The organism is Parcubacteria group bacterium, from assembly GCA_041659505.1.
Classification (GTDB): domain Bacteria; phylum Patescibacteriota; class Minisyncoccia; order Moranbacterales; family UBA2206; genus UBA9630.
In genome coordinates, this window is the sequence record JBAZYF010000001.1 from 379394 (window position 1) to 399753 (window position 20360).

Annotated in this window: 20 protein-coding genes; 9 read left to right on the forward strand and 11 right to left on the reverse strand. The window is 40.8% G+C overall.

Features of this window, described 5'->3' with window-relative positions:
- Window positions 1-192: 192 nt before the first annotated feature.
- From WC848_01640 to WC848_01655, 4 genes are all read right to left on the reverse strand, one after another.
- The gene (locus tag WC848_01640; GenBank protein ID MFA5961365.1) at window positions 193-411 is read right to left on the reverse strand and encodes a DUF1653 domain-containing protein; all 219 of its coding nucleotides are present in this window, start codon (window positions 409-411) and stop codon (window positions 193-195) included.
- Between the two features lie 57 nt (window positions 412-468).
- Window positions 469-2283, reverse strand: a complete 1815-nt coding sequence (locus tag WC848_01645; GenBank protein MFA5961366.1) for a DUF2207 domain-containing protein — start codon at window positions 2281-2283, stop codon at window positions 469-471.
- A 112-nt stretch (window positions 2284-2395) separates the two neighbouring features.
- Entirely contained in the window at window positions 2396-2797 is a 402-nt protein-coding gene (locus tag WC848_01650; protein MFA5961367.1) for a hypothetical protein, read from the reverse strand.
- A 284-nt stretch (window positions 2798-3081) separates the two neighbouring features.
- Window positions 3082-3405 (reverse strand): hypothetical protein, encoded by a 324-nt coding sequence (locus tag WC848_01655; GenBank protein ID MFA5961368.1) that lies wholly within the window; start codon window positions 3403-3405, stop codon window positions 3082-3084.
- 329 nt (window positions 3406-3734) lie between these two features.
- On the opposite strand from WC848_01655, the gene WC848_01660 reads away from it, so the two are divergent.
- Window positions 3735-4916 carry a DUF3048 domain-containing protein gene (locus tag WC848_01660; protein ID MFA5961369.1) on the forward strand — a complete coding sequence of 394 codons (1182 nt, stop codon included), beginning with the start codon at window positions 3735-3737 and terminating at the stop codon, window positions 4914-4916.
- 17 nt (window positions 4917-4933) lie between these two features.
- The gene (gene holA, locus WC848_01665) at window positions 4934-5908 is read left to right on the forward strand and encodes a DNA polymerase III subunit delta (protein MFA5961370.1); all 975 of its coding nucleotides are present in this window, start codon (window positions 4934-4936) and stop codon (window positions 5906-5908) included.
- 281 nt (window positions 5909-6189) lie between these two features.
- Here holA and WC848_01670 read toward each other — a convergent pair whose 3' ends face one another.
- A complete protein-coding gene (locus tag WC848_01670; GenBank protein MFA5961371.1) occupies window positions 6190-6558 on the reverse strand; it encodes a hypothetical protein in 369 nt (122 codons plus the stop codon).
- A 134-nt stretch (window positions 6559-6692) separates the two neighbouring features.
- Window positions 6693-6893: a hypothetical protein gene (locus WC848_01675; protein ID MFA5961372.1), complete on the reverse strand. Its 201-nt coding sequence runs from the start codon at window positions 6891-6893 to the stop codon at window positions 6693-6695.
- A gap of 159 nt (window positions 6894-7052) precedes the next feature.
- On the opposite strand from WC848_01675, the gene WC848_01680 reads away from it, so the two are divergent.
- Window positions 7053-7814: a helix-turn-helix domain-containing protein gene (locus WC848_01680; protein ID MFA5961373.1), complete on the forward strand. Its 762-nt coding sequence runs from the start codon at window positions 7053-7055 to the stop codon at window positions 7812-7814.
- The gene (locus WC848_01685; protein MFA5961374.1) at window positions 7807-8547 is read left to right on the forward strand and encodes a class I SAM-dependent methyltransferase; all 741 of its coding nucleotides are present in this window, start codon (window positions 7807-7809) and stop codon (window positions 8545-8547) included. Before WC848_01680 ends, WC848_01685 begins: the two co-directional genes overlap by 8 nt.
- Before the next feature lie 84 nt (window positions 8548-8631).
- Here the strand turns inward: WC848_01685 and rpsT are convergent, their stop codons facing one another.
- The 3 genes from rpsT to tsaE form a co-directional block, all read right to left on the reverse strand.
- Window positions 8632-8904 (reverse strand): 30S ribosomal protein S20, encoded by a 273-nt coding sequence (gene rpsT / locus WC848_01690; protein MFA5961375.1) that lies wholly within the window; start codon window positions 8902-8904, stop codon window positions 8632-8634.
- Window positions 8905-9028: 124 nt separating this feature from the next.
- Window positions 9029-10204 (reverse strand): ATP-binding protein, encoded by a 1176-nt coding sequence (locus WC848_01695; GenBank protein ID MFA5961376.1) that lies wholly within the window; start codon window positions 10202-10204, stop codon window positions 9029-9031.
- 99 nt (window positions 10205-10303) lie between these two features.
- Window positions 10304-10771, reverse strand: a complete 468-nt coding sequence (gene tsaE / locus WC848_01700) for a tRNA (adenosine(37)-N6)-threonylcarbamoyltransferase complex ATPase subunit type 1 TsaE (protein ID MFA5961377.1) — start codon at window positions 10769-10771, stop codon at window positions 10304-10306.
- Between the two features lie 114 nt (window positions 10772-10885).
- Between tsaE and WC848_01705 the strand changes: the two genes are divergently transcribed.
- The gene (locus WC848_01705) at window positions 10886-11707 is read left to right on the forward strand and encodes an isopentenyl phosphate kinase (GenBank protein MFA5961378.1); all 822 of its coding nucleotides are present in this window, start codon (window positions 10886-10888) and stop codon (window positions 11705-11707) included.
- 11 nt (window positions 11708-11718) lie between these two features.
- Here the strand turns inward: WC848_01705 and WC848_01710 are convergent, their stop codons facing one another.
- Window positions 11719-12204: a hypothetical protein gene (locus tag WC848_01710; protein ID MFA5961379.1), complete on the reverse strand. Its 486-nt coding sequence runs from the start codon at window positions 12202-12204 to the stop codon at window positions 11719-11721.
- Between the two features lie 329 nt (window positions 12205-12533).
- On the opposite strand from WC848_01710, the gene WC848_01715 reads away from it, so the two are divergent.
- From WC848_01715 to WC848_01725, 3 genes are all read left to right on the forward strand, one after another.
- Complete coding sequence (locus WC848_01715) at window positions 12534-13682, forward strand: Fic family protein (protein MFA5961380.1); 1149 nt, start codon at window positions 12534-12536, stop codon at window positions 13680-13682.
- A gap of 214 nt (window positions 13683-13896) precedes the next feature.
- A complete protein-coding gene (locus tag WC848_01720; protein MFA5961381.1) occupies window positions 13897-15027 on the forward strand; it encodes a DHH family phosphoesterase in 1131 nt (376 codons plus the stop codon).
- A 278-nt stretch (window positions 15028-15305) separates the two neighbouring features.
- Window positions 15306-18326: a GspE/PulE family protein gene (locus WC848_01725; protein ID MFA5961382.1), complete on the forward strand. Its 3021-nt coding sequence runs from the start codon at window positions 15306-15308 to the stop codon at window positions 18324-18326.
- A 294-nt stretch (window positions 18327-18620) separates the two neighbouring features.
- Here WC848_01725 and WC848_01730 read toward each other — a convergent pair whose 3' ends face one another.
- Entirely contained in the window at window positions 18621-18890 is a 270-nt protein-coding gene (locus tag WC848_01730) for a hypothetical protein (GenBank protein MFA5961383.1), read from the reverse strand.
- A gap of 417 nt (window positions 18891-19307) precedes the next feature.
- On the opposite strand from WC848_01730, the gene ruvB reads away from it, so the two are divergent.
- Window positions 19308-20306: a Holliday junction branch migration DNA helicase RuvB gene (gene ruvB / locus WC848_01735; GenBank protein MFA5961384.1), complete on the forward strand. Its 999-nt coding sequence runs from the start codon at window positions 19308-19310 to the stop codon at window positions 20304-20306.
- Window positions 20307-20360 lie beyond the last annotated feature (54 nt).

The following is a 20360-nucleotide window of genomic DNA, read 5'->3' on the forward strand; positions in this document are numbered from 1 at the left end:
GTTCCACTAGTTTTAAACTCTGAAAAATCGAGCCACAGGTCTGACAAGCTCTCGGTTTCAGAAAGTCTTGCATTTTAACAATTTGTTTTTACTTTATTTTTAACCTGAGGTGCCTGGATTCCCGCCTTCGCGGGAATGACACGGTTCTTGTTTATATAAAAGACGCAGCAGTGCTGCGTCTCTACGATATTTCTATTTTACAAATTTAAACCGCGGAACTTTTTTACCATCAATCACAACTTCTTCCAGAAACGTTTTCTTCGGCCTAACCCAAAGAGCATTTTCGCCGAATTCTTTGCTAGCATAGAGAGCGCGATAGACAACCAATTCTTCCAACGTTTCGCTATGATGTGCCACGCCAAGCACTTCATAGTATTTGCCTTTATAGTGTTGATATTTTCCTAACTTCATGCTTTAAGAATTTAAAATTGATTGAAAATTGTGAATTGTGAATTGAAAATTTCACCTTTACCATCCTCCCCCACCACCGCCTCCTCCGCCACCGCCTGAACCGCCGCCACCGCCAGCACCTGAGCCGGAAGAAGTATTGGCGGCCATTGCCGAAGACAAGCTGTCGATCTGCGATGAAAAACTATCCGCGTCAAAGGATGCAAGACTGCTACCAACAAACCAACCAGGGTGATAGGAATTGAAATAATCTTCGCCATAGATTTCTTTCATTTTCTTAATCCAGAGTTTCGTCATTCCAAACATAATCGCGTAGGGTAAAAGTTTTTCAAAAATATTTTCTTTCTCATAAAATTGGTCACGGTACTTTTCTGCCGTTTCCATGTAGAGCTTGAAACCTTGCGTTTTCCAAAAAACTTCAGCCCCAGAAGATGTTCTTTTGGGCATCAAAAAGGCGAAAATAAAGAGAATAATCGTAGTGAAGATCATTGCCGGCAAACTCAGAAAGGAATAAGCCGCAAGGATAAATGTCAAAAACACAAAAGCAACACCTAAAATCAAAAAGGCGACTTGGAAACTCAAGCCAGCAACTTCGATAAACTTTTTCTCCTCCAAGTTTTTTATGGTTTCTTTTTTAATCTTCGATATGCTTTGGTAAAACTTATTGCGAAGCGACGAAAGCATCACTTCGTCTTTCCCTGAAAATACACCTTCGATCAAAACTTGCTCCGGCTGGGAAAGTTCGGCTATTCTTGCCTGATCAATTATTTTCAATCGAAAATCTTTGCCGATATGCAAAAAATTCAAGGTCTTTTCTATGAAACTTTTTTGCTTGTCTGAAAATTCAGAGACCACTTCCTTAGCGGGACCATCCGGCACAGAATCAAGTCCTTCGGTCTCCTCGATCTGGATAATTTTTTTGACTGCCAGATTGATGATTGCGGCGGTGATATATTCATTCTTTAATGTTCCATTGAAAAAAAGCGTCCCCAATTCCAATGGAGAAAGCTTTTCCGGCACATCAAACTCAGTGATGATTGTTTTGTCCATTCTGGGATCTTTGCCATATTTATTCCAAAGGCCGAAGCAAATTGCAAAAGCGACAAGCGGAATGATAAACCAAAGATAAAAAGCATACTTTTCAATAAACGTCGGGGCATAGGGCGTGAAAATATTTTTCGAGAAAGTGATTGAGGCCGTGATTCCTTCGCCAATACCAAGCATGCCAGTTGACTGGAATTGCAAGATATTATCGCTGATCCAAGAATAATTGGCACCAGCCTGGCTTTTACTGCCAATACTGCCGGTATAATAATCCACTTTAGTATTATTTTTTGTGACTTCAGCAGGAAAAACTATTGTGCCAGTAAAGTTGTCTGTTTCAATGTCCCAAAAATTACCGTTCAAGTTCCAATAAAGCTCGTCAAAAGCAGGATTATCAAAAAGGATGGTATTTTTTATTTTATAGGTTATGAGATAATTATTCACTCCGGTCACGGTCCGATCAGGATCACCAATCTTCCACGTCACCGTATTATTCGAATAGTTTTTTTGCGTGGAATATTGCAAGCTTTTTCCAGCAAAATCCGTGATACTCACAAGTTCGACCGGCATCGAGATTGTTTCGTCCGTCGTACGAAAAACAGTCGGCAAAGTGCGGAAAATTCCGTGTTTGCCGGAAGCCATCCCACAATCAGCTGTGATTCTCTCTGCGATGAGTAATGTTGAATCTTTGTTGACTAAAATTTCTGATTGAAAATCTTTGATATACCAATCAGTGACATTGGTCCGCGCAGTAACAGCAGCTCGCGCGTCGACTCCAAAAAGCGAGAATGCCAATCCAGCTACAATCAAAACAAAAAAGTATTTTCTCATATAATTCATTTTATTTTTAATAGCTCAATCTTAACATACAAATGGCTTTTTAAAAAAATAAAGGGGTGTGGGTTATAAAATTAAAACTCACACCCCACCTGAAATGAACGTATCAACCATAGGCCACCTCTTTTTTAGAAAGAAGAGGCCAAGCACACTGAGTTATGCGATCTTCTTCATCCAACTTATATGCGCCACATCTTTCCGCCACCTTTGTCGGCTTAAGTATCACCCTATTGATCAACCGGCACACATTGCCACAGACACCTGCGCCCACAAAGAAGCTCCTGACACAATTACTACAACTTCTTGTTATTAAAGCTACCTCCTTTTTGCATTCATCACAAAGCATCGTAGTTGTAAATTCATCCGTTTGATCGAACAGACACCGACACTTCATGATGCAGTTATCATCACAAAACATCAGCATTCTGACTCTGCATCCGATCGACGACTTACATCTATAGCATCCGAAATACTCATCATTAACATTAAGCCTTGCACTTTCTCTCATATCTTCTCCTTTCTAAGCATGCCCATCTATGCGATGATAGCAGGGGTTTTTACATGCTTCGTGAAATTCGGTTAATATTATTTCCGGGGTAGTTTTATCCCAGATGCAATTAAGCAGGAAACAACGCCCTTCGCACCATCTGTTTAGAATAAAAACACAGCCGACATTTTTGCCACATACTGGACAAACAAAAAGTACGGTTGAAGACATAAAATCAATCCTCCTTTTTTTCTTTTTTTATGCCAAAGCTATTACACCTTTGGGCATAATCCAAATCTCTATTTTTAGGAAATACCGAACAACCACCAACTTCCTTTGCACTTAAGACAACTTTTTTCCTCAGGAGATGTGTCTGTGACTAAATCGACGACTTCATCGATTTTTTGACATGAAGTATTTCCCTTGCTCGTCGCAATTTCCACATATCCCCAAGAAAAAACGCCAGGATCTCCCTTCGCTCGTGCCTTAGTACATTTTGGATTTTTATCGTTATCCAGAATTGTCGGAATTTCTGGATACAGCGGACAATCTCCTGCCAGCGACCTTTTTTCCAGAGAGCAACGACTTCCTCTGAAAATTCCACATTCTCCACAGCAGATATCATTCATAATTCTTACTCCTTTAGCTAGAATTAAGAAAATACAAATACCACAAATTGTTAAAGAAACAAAAAACCGGTTCCCTCCTAGGACCGGCTTTGGTTTTTGTAAAATGATTTTTCTCTATGCGCTAATCTTCATTTCTCAAAAACCAAAGCCGGCCGGTGGTAATCCCGGACATATTATTATTGACTCGCTTGGTTGTTTGATAAATACTGTGCATGCGATAAATATAGCAAACGGTCAAATTCTGTCAATAGTCGCTACGTTCTGTCAAAGCCTTCCCTATTTCGGAGTATTGCGATATAATAGGAAAGTAATTTTTAAACTTAAATTTAATGGGAAGTAAGAAAAAAACTATCGCGATTATTGTTGTAATAATACTGATTGCGGGTGGTGGTTATTGGTTTTTCAAAAACCAAAATCAGCAGGCAGCGAAAAAACAAATTGATCTTAACCCTAAAAAGGCCGCACAAACTGGTCCGCTCAATAGTGAAAACGTCAGCCCGATTTCCGGATTGGCTTGTGAGAATTGGAAAAATCGTTCCGTAGCAGTTATGCAACCAGCTGATGTGCTCGCGAGACCAGCCGCCGGATTTTCACAGGCTGACATGGTAATTGAAATGCCCGCCTACACTTCTTCTGTGACACGCCTGATGGGAGTCTATCTTTGCGACATTCCAAAAGAAATTGGCGCAATTAGAAGTGCCCGCCATGACTACATCGCCCTTGCCAAGGGACTTGATTCCGTGTATATCAATTGGGGTGGTTCGCATTTCGCGCTAGATCTTTTGAAAGACAAAACACTGATTGATAACATTGATTGCTTAGTTTATTCTGGAAAATATTGCGATCGTTGGGATTGGAAAAATGACCCCAAGATGCGGATGGAAGACTCCGGCCACGTCAAAGCGGAAAAAGTACAGCAAGCCATGACTGACTTGGGCTATCGGACGGAAAATAAATTTGTCGGCTATCCCCATCAAGCGGAAACTCCGCTCGAAGACCGGCCCAGTGGCGGACATCTGCGTGTCGCCTTTGCCAATCCCTACGATGCTACCTACGACTACGACAAAGCCACCAATTCCTATCTGCGCACCTGGGATGAAACAGCCGACACAGACCGAAACAACGGCCAAAGATTGGCACCAAAAAATGTCGTCGTAATTTTTGCTAAATCGGAACAAATCACCAATACCCAAGATTATGTCGGCCAAGGCTTGCAAGATCCATGGAAGAATGTCGAAGAAATCAAAAAAACCGGCGTCGAAAGCATCAGTGGGCGCTATAATAATGTGGAAATTGGCGACCCGTGGTACGATGCAACAGACTCTGGCGAAGCGCACTATTATATGAATGGAAAAGAAATGACCGGCACTTGGAAAAAAGACCGTTCCAGCCTAGACAGCAAGCTCTTTTTCTATGACCAGAGCGGACAAGAGATTCAGTTCGTGCCCGGACAGATCTGGCTGGAAATCTTGGAGCCTGGACAAAATCTAAAATGGACTCCAGCAGAATAATTTAGTGAAAAATATCGATGATTATTTTTTTCTACGGCGATGACGCTTTCCGGTCAAGTGAAAAAGTACTGGAAATAAAAAATAAGTTTTCTCTCAATGACAAATCCAACGCGGGTTTGTCTTTGTTTGATGCGACTGATTCAAAAACCGGCGCACTGGAAAAAATGCGCTCCGCCCTTTCAGCTTCCGGACTGTTCTCCACCAAAAAATTATTCATCGCCAAAAATATCATCACGGAAACTCCAACTGACGAACAGGCCAAGCTCCTGAAATTTCTGAAAGACAATATTGAAAAAATAAAACTCGACGCTGACGCGGTCGTGATCTTTTGGGAAAAAGGCAGCCCGCGAAAAAACAATGCACTGTTCAAATTTCTCCTGGAGAATGCTAAGAAACAAAATTTTGAAAAACTCACAGGACTAAAGTTAAGCCAATGGATTTTGGCAAAAATTAAAGAGGCCTCTCTAGAAGCCTCTATTTCAAAATCCGCTTTGGAAAAACTGATCACCTATGTCGGCAATGACACAGCTCTGCTGACGCAGGAAATTGAAAAATTAATCGACTATTCTGAGACGGAGTTGATCAGTGACGCGACGGTTGATCTTTTAGTCAAAGCCGAAATGGATAATAATATTTTCGAAACAATCGAAGCGATGTCCGCCAATAGAAAGCCCAAAGCACTGGAACTGTTCCATCGCCATCTCGACCAGGGCGACGATCCGTTCTATCTTTTTTCGATGCTTGTCTACCAATTTAGAAATCTTTTGCGCATTGCTTCGCTCCAAGAAAATGGAATTTTTAGCGAATTTGAAATCGCAAAACAATCCAAGCTCCATCCCTATGTGGTGAAAAAAAGCATGAATCAGGCCAGAAATTTCGGCGAAAAAAAACTGATTGCCATCCACAAAAAACTCGGCGCACTCGACGCAAAAATCAAAACCGGCCAAGCCGATATCAAATTGTCTTTGGATAAATTTATTGTGGAATTATAAATAAATTTATCCCTGCCACTAAAGAAAACCTTGCTAAAAAAATGTCTAGCATTAGGTGTCATTCCCGCGGAGGCGGGAATCCAGGTTCCACTAATTATAAAAGTTTTAGAAAGTCGAGCTGCAAGTGCAATAAACTTTCTATTTAGGCAAGTCTTGAATTTTAATAATTCGTTTTTCTTTATTTTTAACTTGAGGTGACTGGATTCTCGCCTCCGCGGGAATGACACAATAAAAAAAACGGCAGTTTATAGACTTGCCGCAAGTCTTCGATGACGATAGAATCATTTAAAAAAAGATTCTACCGCCCTCAATGATCCCTCGAACCGCAGGAAGTATTGGTGGCAATAACCGCCACACGTCCCGCGACAATTCGGGGGCATGAAATAGTCGTAATAAATTCTATGCAACAGTACCTCCTTTCCTTTGATCAATACAACTACCTCACAACCATCATTGTCAATAATGAAGGCGGTTTCTTCCGGTAACTCACTACTCTTAATATATCCAGCTATGCTTTCACATAGCTTTATATATTCCTCCTGCTCCCCTTGCCGATAACCCCGATTTCGAGGACAAGAAATGCGTATAGCCTCTTCCCTACTCTTCAAAAACTCCACCGCACTAAACTTACTACCTAACATTGTTGTCATAATTTACTCCTTGCTCCACATTTACCCCGCCGATACAGGCGGCATTTTTATTATTTTTTTAAAAAACTACGATTCACCTAAGAAATTAGATAAACTCTAGGAGAGACGGAAAACTTTCTGTCTCCCACTAGAATTTACGGTTCAATCACGCTTTCAATCTGGTCAGTTCGGCGATGAATTTCTCTTTTGTAATCAAAAGTATAGTATTTCTCCTTTTCCCTCTCCGCTTCTTTTTGAGAAGGAAAGTGCCAAAACTGATTGAGATATTTTCTGGTTTTTTCCGGCATACTCGGAGAATCGCCAATTATTGTTCCGTTGTTCAAAAGCATTTTCATTGTTTTTGCTTAATGGTTAGGTTGTTAAGATTTAGTCTTGTTTCTTTTTACTTTCTCATCTTAACAGCAAAGTATAGCATGATTTAGGCATAGTGTCAATGATTTATTGACTGTTTTATATGACTTGCTTTTATCTAAAATAAGGTATATAATATAGATATGTCAAAGATTATTGACCATAAACTAGAAAACACCCTCATTTCCCTGGGTCTCAGCAATAAAGAAATTCAAATTTATGTTGAATTGCTTCAAAATGGCGAAATGAGCGCAATAAGCTTAAGTAAAAATATTGAGTTGCATCGCCAATTTGTCTATAACGCTCTAGAAACTCTCAAGGAAAAGGCTCTAGTTAGCCAAATTGGCGCCAAACGCTCCATCTGGCGAGCGCAAAACCCCCGAAAACTGATTTCCTTGGCTGAGGAACGCGAAAAAAAAGCGCTGGAGGCGTCAGCAATGCTCATCGGCCTTATGCATCAAAAGGTTGGACAAGAGTTTGAAGTGACCGAGGGCAACAAGGCTTTTCGTAATCGTTTCCTGGAAAACATCAAGGAAACTCCAAAAAAAAGCACAATTCTGATGATTTGTGGCGAGTGGGAACGCTATTTCGAGCAAGCAGGTGAGGCCGTCCATAATGAATGGGACCGCATCCGCATCGCACGAGAAATCAACTTTCGCCTGATCGGACCAACATCATTAGACAAAACAATGGCCAAATCTTCAACCGAACGCAATTTGATGGAATACAGAACAATGAACGGACTAGAAAAAAATCTTGTCAACACGGTAATTTCCGCCGATCGAGTGGATTTTGAAATCTATGGCGACCCGCACCTGACTTTTAGTATCAAAAACCCCGCTGTCACCGAAAGCCAGCGCATTTTCTTTGAAGCGCTGTGGTTGGCTAATAGCAAAAGTGCTTAATACCGGACGCGACTCTAGCGAGGTAAAATTTATTACACAAATCGAAAAAAAAGATTCGTCTATCTCTTTTTTTGACGAACACGGAAAGGATTATCTCGAAAATCAAAGAAAATTCTACTCCCAGTCCCCTGACACCGGACGGAGATTTTTCCAAGAATCTCTAGGACTAAATATTGAAAAAATGACTGTCACCGATATCGGTTGCGGTGCTGGAGATGACCTTCTTACCTACGAAGAAATGGGAGCGAAAAAAGTGATCGGAATTGAACCATCCATATCCATGCTTTCTGAAGCCAAAAAAACTCTCGGAGAAAATCATCCCGGCATCGAACTGGTTGCCGGCAACTGGAAACATATCCCACTTGCTGACGGTAGCGTTGATGCTATTATGGGACGTTACTCATTTCATGTCATGTCTGATTTTGATGAGGCTATTTTGGAAGTTGCGCGTGTTCTCAAGAAGGACGGACTGTTTCTGATTGCTGCTCCTCATCCGATCCATGATGCAAAAATAGCTGCCGAACAAAATTTAAAACCGGGAGAAAAGATGAAAAAACCGATCTTTGAAGGAAAATTCATTGTTGAAAATCCTCCACATACGCTAGAAGATTATCTTTCAAAAACCTGCCTTGAACATTTTACCCTAGAAGAGCAAAAAGACTATTCCATGTTTGAAGATGAAAATGAAACAGAACCGACAGGGATATTATTGAAATTTAGAAAAAAGGGATAAGCTTATGATTTGCCTAATTATCAACTAAATTAAAAAACCATCCAAAATTCTCGGATGGTTTTTTTATTTCAAAGATAAGAAAAACTATTTTTTGGTTACGAGCGCTTTGACCGCTTTGTTCAAACGGGATTTTCTGCGGGCGGCTGTATTTTTGTGGATCACGTTTTTTTCAACTGCCTTGTCCAAGGCTTTGATGGATTTTTTGAGATATTCAGTCGCTTTTGCGCCATCGGCTTTCACTAGAGCTTCCTTGGTATATTTCATCGCACTTCGGAAGGCTCCTTTGATTTTACGGTTTTTCTCGGTCTTCCTTTCGGTCACCCGCATATATTTCTTAGCGGCTTTTTTGATTGGCATAAACTTTTTTTCTAAATTATTGATAAATTATTGTGCTGAGACACTTAGGTATTTTTAGCACGCTTTTCGGATTTTAGCAAGTTTTTGGTCTTTTTTGTTATTTTACTGGAGATTGGTTTGAATGTTAAATCAATCCGCCCAGAAATTTATCCATACTCATTACGCGAATATTGTCTTTTAAGAAATCAACATTTTCCATATCAACCAGTTGGTAGCAGAAGGGAATATCGAGCTTTTTTCTAAAATATTGCAGATTTTTGGAAATTGCCTGATCTGATTTTTTTACCTCAATTGCCAGCCAAGGTTTTCTATCAACTGTTACAAGAAAATCGACCTCGTGCTGATCAATGTCGCGCAGATAAAAAAGCTCTGCCTTGTGGCCTTTCGCATCATACAAAAAATTACACAGCTTTAACAGATGTGACGCTATAATATTTTCCAACTTCGCTCCTTCCTCGGAAACTTGCGACCAATCCCAGAGATAGAGCTTTGCCTCTTTACGAAGTGACTTAATCGCACTAGCAGAAAAAGGATAAATACGAAAATGATAATAAAACTTTTCCAAGATATCCATCCAAAGTTTTATCGTTCCATGCGCCACCTCCAAATCTTCCCGCAGAGAATTAAGCGATAGCAGCGAGCCGACCTTTTTTGGCAATAACTCAACCAGCACCTGCAAAGCTGACAAATCCCGCACAACCTCGACATCGCGAATGTCTTCTTTGATAAGTCGATCAACTTTTTGATTGTGCCAACGACGCAAAACCTCCAAGTCCTGACTGAAAAATGGCTCTGGAAATCCGCCAAAAGCAACTAATTTTTTAAATTCAGAATATGCTTTTGCTGATAGATTAAAGCTTAACTCTTCAAAAGGCTCGGCGTTGAATTTATTGCCCAAAATTTCAGCAAGTGAAAATGGATGGAGTCGAAAGTAATAATACCTTCCCATCAAAGAATCACCGCCTTTCTGATAGAGATCGAGCCGAGCACTGCCCGTCACGAGAATTGCAAAGCGTTCCTTGTACTTATCAAACTGGCCTTTGATATAATTTTTCCATTTTTTGTATTTGTGAATTTCATCAAAGATAATTAGTTTTGCTTCTGACTCAAACTGACTGGCAATAATTTTTTTTCGGTCTTCTGTATTATCCCAATTGAGGTAGGAAAAGTTGGCATAGCCCTCTTTCCCGATTAGGCGAGAAAGTGTTGTTTTGCCAACTTGCCGTGGCCCACCGATAAAAACCATCTTTTTTTCAAGATCTTTAGCAATTTTGTCCTGCAAATAGCGCTTTTTCAACATATTCCTATGATTTATGTCCATACCTGCATTTTACACCCACATAGAAAATATTGTCAAGTATTTTCTAGTTGGCTCAAAAACACTTGACCATATTTTCTATTATTGGCTTTTTACAGCCAAAGTTATTTTTCTTCTCTTGGCGTCTTGCCACTCAAACCCAATCCAAATCGCCCGCTCCGGAATGATTTTTTCCAGCTTATCCGCCCACTCAATGATGCAAATATTGCTCGGTTCAGCCATCATTTCCTCCCAGCCGAGGTTTATTATATCCTCCGCTTCCACCCGATACGCGTCAAAATGATAAATTTTACGGATTTTTTTGCTTACCCGCAGAAGCTTTAGCGTAGGCGGGTTTTTCAATTCATATTCTTTCATCACCACAAAAGTCGGGCTAGTATAGGGCTTTTGCGCTCCCAGACCTTCCAATAGACCTTGTGTAAATGTGGTTTTCCCTGCCCCCAACTCACCAAAAAGACAAATCACTTCCCCACCACAAAGCTCAGAAGCTAATATTTTTCCAAGCTTCTTAGTCTCACTAATTTTTTCAGTAATAAATTCGGTTTGCATATACTCCAAGCTTAGCGGATTTTGGGAAAAAAGGAAGGGCTATCTATTTTCTTGATTTATATCGCTATTTATGGAATACTCGAGTTATCAACATAACCATAATTATACAATATTATGCGCCCACTCTATATTCTCAAGCTTGGCGGAAGTGTTGTAACCTGCAAAGATGAGCCAGGCATATTAGTACGTCATGCTTTACTCAGAAAAATAGCTCTCGCGATAAAAAAAGTTCAAGCAAAAGAGAACTTTGATCTAATTATAGTCCACGGTGCAGGATCTGTGGGACATCGTTTGGCAAAAAAATATAACTTGACAAAAGGAACAAATGAGACGAAAGATAAAATCAAAAAAGCCTTGATTACTTGCAATGCAATCCAGGAATTGGATAACACCCTTTGCAAAATATTTATCACTAATGGCTTAATGGCTTTTCCAATTCATACTGCCTCAGCCATCATCCAAAAAGAAAGGAAAATAATATATTGCAATTTAAAAATGATACGCGAAGCGCTTAGTAAAAATTGCCTGCCCATACTTTATGGTGATATGGTTTTTGACAACAAGCTTGGCATGTCCGTGTGCTCTGGGGATGCTGTCGCTCCATATCTGGCTGAAAAATTAAAGGCTGAAAAAATATTTTTTGCTTCTGATATAGATGGGATTTTTACCAAAGATCCGCATCTGCATGAAGACGCAAAATTATTAGAAATAATTGCATTAAATGATATTAAAAAAAATGCTACACTATCAGGATCTCACAATGTTGATGTCACAAGCGGACTTCTAGGAAAAATCAAGAAATTAGACATACTAAGAAATAAGATGTTAAAATCCGTTGAAATCTTTAACGGTCTTCGTGCAGAAAATTATACCAAAATATTCTCGGAAGAAGATTTTGCTCATACGAAAATTTTTATGAAAAAACGCGGTCATTGAGAATAACCGCGCTAATTTATTTTTTCTTGTTTTATTAGGAGATTATTTAATCCCCCGTTTTTCATAAAGTGCTGAAGAATTGGCAGAACCTCAACCCTTATTTTAGTAAAGGCCAATAATTCCTCCAATGTCCACCAGCCAGCATAAACAATGTCGTCATCTTTGGGAGAAAAATTTTGCCTATAATCTCCCCCGAAAATGCCATAGAAATAGAAAATTTCGATTCCCTTGTGTATTAAAAATTTTTTTGAAACCATCTCGTAAATATACACTTGTTCTGAAATATTTCCAACCTCCTCGTCAATTAGTCGTGATAATGTTCCCTCCATGCTTCCATCTTTTTCCTCCTGGGTTTCCAAGGGAAAGGAAATCATCCCACTTTCCTTACGAATCATTGGTTTCGATTTCAATTCTTTGATTGTGAAAATCCTCCAACCACCCTTGATCCAAGCAAAGAGCAGAAGTCCGATACCAACAATGCTTTTCTCCTCTTTCATTCTTCCACCCTCCCAATATTAGGTTCTTGTTTATGCTATTTTCATTAAATGTACTAGAAATTTATACTACCACCAAAAAAATCATTCTGTCAACCAAAACGGTAATTGAAAAGCCGACATTGGTGTGGCTGGTGGCAAAGGGATGGGCGCAATTTTCGCCAAAGGCAAAGTGATCAAATCCGTGAAAGAAAAAGACATTCTCAACGCGCTTTTGGAAGAGATTGAGAAATTGTGATTTTGGTTTTATACTAAGTTTGTATACATGTACTGACAAGATGTATACAAACCACTATATTTTGTATACATTAAGCTAAAGATGTAAACAAACTATGCAAAACATTACGATTGGCCTAAATATAGACCAAAAGGAAGGCTTCAAGGCTTTTACCCCAAACCCTTTTCCACCCAGGGAGGATTTTAATTTTGAGCCAAAAATATTAAAAAAAAACAATGAAGCTACTCGACTATTGGGAAAGCTTGACGGCATAACAAAATTACTCCCTGACTCTGATTTTTTTCTTCTAATGTGCCTAAGAAAAGATGCTGCTTCATCAAGTCAAATTGAAGGAACTATGGCAACAATGATTGACGCTATCGAAGCTGAAGTGAAAATTAACACAAATATACCCCAAGATGTTGATGATATCCTGCACTACATCAAAGCACTTAATTACGGAATAAAAAGAGTATCCGCGGATAATTTTCCCATGACACTTAGATTTATTAGAGAGCTGCACAAACAGTTGATGCATAAAGCTCGAGCGACTCATTTTTCCGATCCAGGAGAATTTCGTAAAAGTCAAAATTGGATCGGCGGAACTAGACCAGATAATGCTAAATTCGTCCCGCCCACTGTTTTTGATATGCAAAAAGCGCTTAATGATCTGGAAAAGTTTATACACGCAAATGATACTACGCCAACAATAATCAAGGCGGGTCTTGTCCATGCTCAATTTGAAACAATCCATCCCTTTTTAGATGGAAATGGAAGAACAGGAAGAATGCTAATCACTTTCTATCTTTGGAAGGAAGGCTATTTGGAAAAACCAGTCTTATTTTTGTCATCTTACTTTAAAAAACACCAAAAAATTTATTATGAAAAACTTTCTGACTATCACGATGGAAATGTGCCGGACTGGATTGACTTCTTTTTGGATGGTGTTATTGAAATAGCTAATGAAGCGATTGATATTGTCGGCAAAATTACCGTCTTGCGCCAAAAGGATATAATGAAAGTTCAAAAGCTTGGTAAGCGCGCCTCTGAAAGCGCAACAATAGTGTTGCCAAAACTTTATGGGCAACCGATTGTAAATGTAAGTCTAATCCAAAATTGGACTGGTTTCACTCGCGCAGGAGCACAGTCAATCATTGATCGATTTATTAAGATGGGAATTTTATCACCAAAGAATAAAGATAGAAAATATGGACAATCCTACATATACAAAGATTACGTTGAGCTTTTTAATGACAAGGACTAGAGAAAAATATTCTTAGCGCGCTATTGGAAGAGATTGAGAAATTGTGATTGTTTTATTTTCCAACTCACAAAAAAGAGTTCCCTTTAAGTAGAACTCTTTTTTTGTACAACAAAAAGACCAAAACCCACCATCATTTGACACCCGCAAAAATCCCTGCTACCTTGAAATACTACCTGAAACAAAATCGCAGCTAAGAACCTAACTCCTTTTTTCTATGAGTCTCGCTCTGCAAGAACAATTCCAGAAATTCATCGCTCAGGCGAAAGATGTTCTTATTTTCATCCCCGAAAACCCCGGTTTTGATGCCATTGGCAGTGCTTTTGCCCTGGCGTTTTTTTTGGAAAACAGAAACATACCTGCCACGATCGTTTCCGGCAAAAAACTATCGGACACTAAATTTGAATTTCTCCCCCGCCCGAAAAATATCGCCTCGGAAATTTCCGGAGCACGGGAATTTGTCTTGTCTTTTGACACGAGCCGCAATAAAATCACGGGATTGCGCCAGGAAACAATCGGCGACGCTTTTAATGTTTATCTCACCCCAGAAAAAGGCTCGATTGATCCGCGTGATTTCTCTTTCATCTTGGCTAAATTTAAATATGACCTGATTGTCGTTTTGGACAGTCCCGATTTGGAATCATTGGGACAGATCTATATCAACAACTCTGATCTATTTTTTGAAGTTCCGGTCATCAACATCGATCACCGGGGCAACAATGAAAACTTCGGGCAGATAAACCTCGTCGACATCACAGCTTCTTCTTGCGCAGAAATCATTAAGCCGGTTCTGGAAGATATCGATGCGACCAATTTTGACAAAAATATCGCCACAAGCCTTTTGACCGGAATCATTGGCGCGACCGGAAACTTCCAAAAGAAAAATACCACGCCCAAAGCCCTTTCTGCCGCGGCAGATCTGATGGATCGCGGAGCGGATCAGCAAGGCATTATCCGCTGGCTTTATAAAACCCAACCACTCTCTACCTTAAAACTGCTAGGACGAGTGATGAGCAAGCTTAATTGGGAAGAAAAGAGCAAGTTAGCCTGGGCCGCCCTGAGTCTCGATGATTTTGTCCAGAGCCGCACTACTCCAGAAAGCCTGTCAGTTATTTTGGAAAAATTACAAGAAAACTATAACGATGGCCAGATCTTTATGATTCTTTACAACGATACGCCCAATAGCTCTTCTGCGGTCATTAAAACTATAAGCCCCGAACTCTTGCAAAAAATGGCTTTGCTTTTCGGAACAGCTAGTCAAAATGAAACTTTGGATATTAAATTAGCAGGAAGTGATTTGATTCTGGCGGCGAAGACTATTCAGGGGAAAATCGAAAACTCCATCTAAAGCCTCTTCTCCCTCCGGGAGAAGGTGGCTGAAAGCCGGATGAGGGAAAGGGCTTTTGATAAAATTATTACTTTCCTACGCAGAACATTTTTATTTCTTAGCATCACCCTTGCCCTCACCTGTCCTTCAGACATCCTCTCCCGAAGGGCGAGGAGGATATTCGAAGCAAACCATTCAAAGGACAGCCTAAAATAATCCCGGGCTGTTTTTTTGTTTTACTTTTTTGTGCTAGAATTGAGCTATAAAAATAGTTTTATTTAGAATATAACTAAAAAATTATGATAAAAATAACCACAAAAGCAGTTGGGGATGAAGAAGCAAAAAAAGCGGTTTCTGACAACCTTGTTTCCAAATTGAAACATCGCTCAGAAGAAGAAGAAACGGCTCAGTTTGCTGCTAAGTTAGAATTGCCCTACATTGACACCAACATCGTACCGGTTTCCATCGATAGCTTAAAACTGGTTGATGAAGCCGACGCACGAAAATTAGGCATTGCCGTCATTCAAAAAAAAGCCAAAATCCTGACAGTTGTTTCTGTTGATCCGATGCAAGCCGATACACAAGAATTTCTCAAAAAAATGACTGAACGGCTCGGACTAAAAATTAGTCTTTTTGTTATTTCTCCCTATAATTTCGAGCGTGTGCTGGAGAAATATAAAAAAATCGTTTTTACGGAAATTCTCGACCAACTGAGCCTAACTATTGAGGATGAGGAATTGACTGATTTTCAGGCTGCCCTAAAAAATTTGGTAGAACTCAAAGAAAGGATCAAAGAAATGCCAATCACGGAGGTGATGAATACGATTATGGCTGGGGCTTACACCCTCGGCGCTTCGGATGTACACATCGAACCAGAGGAAAAAGATTTCCGCCTGCGTTACCGCATCGACGGCGTTTTGCAAGACGTGGCTTTTTTTCCATTAAATATCCACAAACGGATCGCCACCAGGATCAAAATGATGTCGGGAATGAAACTCAATCTTTCTGATATGGCACAAGATGGCACTTTTGATATCAACTTGGCCAACAAAAAAATTGCCATCCGCGCTTCGTCCATTCCTGGTAATTATGGCGAATCGATCGTGATGCGTCTACTTGATCCTGATTCGATCAATGTCAATATTGAACAGCTTGGCCTCCAGGGTCTAGCGTATGAATTAGTCCAAAAACAAATTGAAGCGCCCAATGGGATGATTCTTACGACCGGACCGACTGGTAGTGGAAAAACCACTACGCTCTATGCCATCATCAGCAAACTAAATACGCCGGACAAAAAAATCATCACTATCGAAGATCCGATCGAATACCAACTAAAAGGCGTTTCTCAAACCCAAATTGAAAAAGCCCGCGGATATACTTTCGCCAATGGTCTGCGGGCAATTGTCCGCCAGGATCCGGATATTATTTTGGTCGGTGAAATTCGCGATGATGAGACAGCGGACATCGCCGTCAACTCTGCCCTCACAGGTCACCTCGTCCTTTCCACCTTTCACACCAACAGCGCTATCGCGTCTATCCCCCGCCTCATCGAAATGGGCGTAAAACCATCTTTCATCGCCCCGGCGGTGAATGCTATTATTGGTCAACGCTTAGTGCGCAAATTGTGTTCGTGCAAAGAAGAATATATCCCCGCCAAAGAAACAATCGATTCACTGAAAAAAATTCTCTCCATCATTTCCCCGCGCGCTAAAGTAGAAATCCCAAAAAATATCGAAAAACTTTATCGTCCCAAGGGTTGCCTCAAATGCGGAGGCACGGGATATAAAGGTCGAATGGGAATCTTTGAAGTGCTCACGATCAGCCCGGAAACGGAAAAGATGATTCTTGATCTCGCCGGAGAAACAGAAATCACAATGGCAGTTTTGGAAGAAGGAATGGTGACGATGCTCCAAGATGGCATCCTGAAAGCCATCAGCGGAGTCACTTCGATCGACGAAGTGAAAAAAGTGACTGGACAGGGAGAATTTTTGGAAGGCATCTATGAAAAACTAATGGCGCAAACTTTGGGCAGTACACTCCCGATCAAAAAAGAATTTTATGACCAAACGCGGGAGAATGTGAATGATTTTGCCAAAATGCAAACGCTGCTTGCTAGCACTAAAATTGCCGATGTAGTTAAGATTATTTTCTCCGCCGCGCAAATCCTGGGTGTTGGCGACATCCATATCGAACCAGAAAAAGAAATCGTCAAAATTCGTTTTCGCATCGATGGCATCTTGCAAACCGTCGCCGAACTTCCGCTCACAGAATATACGACATTTTTGGGACAAATAAAAATGCTCAGTGGCGTAAAAACCGAAGCGCGTCAAGGCGTCATTGATAGCCGTTTTAGCATTACCTTTGACGACGAACTCACCGAGCTGAAAGAAAAATCCGTCGACATCCGCGTTTCGATCATTCTCGGTGGTTTTGGCGAAACAGTCGTGATGCGACTTCTTTCCAAATCTTCCGTCGCGCTCGATTTGGATAAATTGGGAATCAGAAAACAGAACTTGGAAAAGATTAAACATGAAGTTTCAAAACCGAATGGCGTCGTGCTCAACACCGGTCCGACCGGTAGTGGAAAAACCACCACGCTCTATGCAATTTTAAACATGATTAAAAATCCGGAAATCAAAATCATCACCGTCGAAGATCCGATCGAATACCAAATGGAAGGCCTCTTGCAAACGCCAGTCAGTGAAAAAGACGGCTATACTTTTTCCACAGCTCTGCGCGCTCTCCTGCGTCAAAATCCCGACATCATGATGATCGGTGAAATCCGCGACAACGAAACCGCCCAAATCGCCGTCCAAGCCGCCCTCACAGGACATCTCGTCCTTTCCACGCTCCACACCAACAACGCCTCTGGCGCCGTCGCCAGGATGCTCAATATGGGCGTGAAACCCGAAGACATCGTTTCTGGCGTTAACGCTTTCATTGCCCAACGACTTGTGCGCACACTCTGTGAGTGCAAAACTAAAGTTCCAGCGACAGAAGACGAAAAATTCAAAATGGAAAAAGTTTTGAAAACCATCAGTCCAAGGGCCGGTGTAGACATTCCAGAAATATCGGAGGTACATAAACCAAATGGCTGTGACAAGTGCAATCACATCGGCTACAAAGGCCGCACAACCATCAGTGAAATATTTTTATTCTCCCGCGAAATCCAAGAAGCCGTAATGCACGGCGCCGTCACATCAGAGCTTAATCAAAAAGCGACTTCTGAAGGAATGATTACGATGGCACAGGATGGGATTTTGAAGGTTTTGGAGGGGGAGACGACTTTGGAGGAGGTGGAGAGGGTTACGGAAATCTGAACCACTGATTAGCACTGATTTCCCTGATTACACTGAAATTCACCTCATCCGGCCTCCGGCCACCTTCTCCTTGGCAAGGAGAAGGGCTATTTCTTTATTTTTCTATTTTTAAAACGTCAATAAGGCATACAATACTTTTGCATTTAGTCCCCTCTCCTTACTAAGGAGAGGGTTAGGGTGAGGTGGATTTTTCATGTGTAATCAGCGTAATCAGTGCTAATCAGTGGTTCAGACAAATTAAAAAAAGCGTAGATTCCTCGAATCCACGCCTTTTGTTTTTCCAACATACCCCATTCAACTAATTGTAACGCGAACACATTCCCCTTCTTCTGTGTTCTGAATTATCTGAAATATGATGGTCCAGCCATTTTTTTTAAAACGACTCCGCAATTCATCCATGGTCTTATCATATCTCAAGAACATACAAGAGGAAAAAATCATCTCAATGACACATCCCTTTTTGAGATATTTCTCCTCGATTTCGGCATTTAATAATGCTTCCAACACCGAGGCATCTGTCATAATGCTCTCTTTTATTTTTTCTTCCAGCTCCTTCTTTTTCATATACCTCCTCCTACGAAAGAATGTTTATTTTTAATTTACACAAAACCAAATGGTTTTAATTAGTAATAATCTGCAGGCAAAAATCTCGAACTAGGAGCCCAAGAAAAGGAACAAAATCGAGGAATAACGCAGCCGGTTTGCTCAAGGAGCAAGCCAACCATTTTACCCATATCTTGAAAAAAGTTCCCCATATTGATGACAAAAGATAGAAGCCACCAATTGCCTGCAATTTACTGCTTGCCATCAAAAAACCTTAATTTTCGGATGACTTAGTAATGTAGCACAACTTTGTTTTTTTGTCAAATAGTGCTAGAATTATATTGTTAAATTGCTAAATTGTTGAATTGCTGGGATTATTTAGAAAATTCACCCAAATTTCATAACAATTTAACAATTTAGCCATTTAACAATGAAGTGATGATTACAAACTCCCACGAACAGCTTGAAGACCTCAATTTGGACAATACTCTGCGCCCGCAAAGCTTTTCCGAGTATGTCGGGCAAGAAAAAGTCAAAAAAAACCTCGATATTTTGATCCAGGCGGCCAAAAAACGCAAGGAACAGATTGAGCATGTTTTGCTCTATGGACCAGCGGGCTTGGGAAAAACCACCCTGGCTAACATTATTGCCAAAGAGTTGGGCGTGAGCATCAAGACCACTTCCGGCCCCGCCATTGAGCGTGTGGGTGATTTTGGCTCGATTCTCACTAATTTGCAAGACGGCGACATTCTTTTTATCGATGAAATCCATCGCCTGAACAAATCCATCGAAGAAGTGCTCTATCCGGCGATGGAAGATTTCAAACTGGACATTGTAATTGGCAAAGGCCCTTCCGCTCGCACGATCCAGCTTGATCTGCCCAAATTCACCTTGATCGGTGCCACAACCAAACTTGGCTCTCTTTCTAATCCTCTGCGTAATCGTTTCGGTGCCATTCATCGTTTGGAATTCTATGAAACCGGAGAAATTGAACGGATCCTTAGGCGTTCGGGAAAAATTCTCGCTGTTCCAATGGAAGACTCGGGCCTCGGCGAAATTGCCAAATGCGCGCGTTGCACTCCCCGCGTGGCGAACCGCCTCTTGAAACGCGTGCGCGATTTTTCCCAGATCAAAAACTATCCGACAATCGACAGCGTGCGAGCACGGGAAGCCCTGGAAATGATTGATGTTGATGAATTAGGACTTGAGCCAGCTGACAAGCACATTTTGCGCACAATCATCGAAAAATTCGGTGGCGGTCCGGTTGGACTTTCCACGGTTGCCGCAGCAACCTCGGAAGAAATCAAAACCATTGAAGATGTCTATGAGCCCTATCTCCTCCAAATCGGCTTTCTCACTCGCACCCCACGTGGTCGCATGGCGACCGAAGCCGCCTATGATCATTTAGGCATTAAGTTTCCGGCTAAGTTAATTTAATTTTAAAAACAATAGGAATTACGCGTTTACTCAAGTCAGCCGTATTTTCTAAAA

Excerpts from the sequence above, each read along its gene's own strand:
- WC848_01640 (MFA5961365.1), bottom strand. The coding sequence starts at position 411 with ATGAAGTTAGGAAAATATCAACACTATAAAGGCAAATACTATGAAGTG.
- WC848_01645 (MFA5961366.1), bottom strand. The coding sequence starts at position 2,283 with ATGAGAAAATACTTTTTTGTTTTGATTGTAGCTGGATTGGCATTCTCG.
- WC848_01650 (MFA5961367.1), bottom strand. The coding sequence starts at position 2,797 with ATGAGAGAAAGTGCAAGGCTTAATGTTAATGATGAGTATTTCGGATGC.
- WC848_01655 (MFA5961368.1), bottom strand. The coding sequence starts at position 3,405 with ATGAATGATATCTGCTGTGGAGAATGTGGAATTTTCAGAGGAAGTCGT.
- WC848_01660 (MFA5961369.1), top strand. The coding sequence starts at position 3,735 with ATGGGAAGTAAGAAAAAAACTATCGCGATTATTGTTGTAATAATACTG.
- holA (MFA5961370.1), top strand. The coding sequence starts at position 4,934 with ATGATTATTTTTTTCTACGGCGATGACGCTTTCCGGTCAAGTGAAAAA.
- WC848_01670 (MFA5961371.1), bottom strand. The coding sequence starts at position 6,558 with ATGACAACAATGTTAGGTAGTAAGTTTAGTGCGGTGGAGTTTTTGAAG.
- WC848_01675 (MFA5961372.1), bottom strand. The coding sequence starts at position 6,893 with ATGAAAATGCTTTTGAACAACGGAACAATAATTGGCGATTCTCCGAGT.
- WC848_01680 (MFA5961373.1), top strand. The coding sequence starts at position 7,053 with ATGTCAAAGATTATTGACCATAAACTAGAAAACACCCTCATTTCCCTG.
- rpsT (MFA5961375.1), bottom strand. The coding sequence starts at position 8,904 with ATGCCAATCAAAAAAGCCGCTAAGAAATATATGCGGGTGACCGAAAGG.
- WC848_01695 (MFA5961376.1), bottom strand. The coding sequence starts at position 10,204 with ATGTTGAAAAAGCGCTATTTGCAGGACAAAATTGCTAAAGATCTTGAA.
- tsaE (MFA5961377.1), bottom strand. The coding sequence starts at position 10,771 with ATGCAAACCGAATTTATTACTGAAAAAATTAGTGAGACTAAGAAGCTT.
- WC848_01705 (MFA5961378.1), top strand. The coding sequence starts at position 10,886 with ATGCGCCCACTCTATATTCTCAAGCTTGGCGGAAGTGTTGTAACCTGC.
- WC848_01710 (MFA5961379.1), bottom strand. The coding sequence starts at position 12,204 with ATGAAAGAGGAGAAAAGCATTGTTGGTATCGGACTTCTGCTCTTTGCT.
- WC848_01715 (MFA5961380.1), top strand. The coding sequence starts at position 12,534 with ATGCAAAACATTACGATTGGCCTAAATATAGACCAAAAGGAAGGCTTC.
- WC848_01720 (MFA5961381.1), top strand. The coding sequence starts at position 13,897 with ATGAGTCTCGCTCTGCAAGAACAATTCCAGAAATTCATCGCTCAGGCG.
- WC848_01725 (MFA5961382.1), top strand. The coding sequence starts at position 15,306 with ATGATAAAAATAACCACAAAAGCAGTTGGGGATGAAGAAGCAAAAAAA.
- WC848_01730 (MFA5961383.1), bottom strand. The coding sequence starts at position 18,890 with ATGAAAAAGAAGGAGCTGGAAGAAAAAATAAAAGAGAGCATTATGACA.
- ruvB (MFA5961384.1), top strand. The coding sequence starts at position 19,308 with ATGATTACAAACTCCCACGAACAGCTTGAAGACCTCAATTTGGACAAT.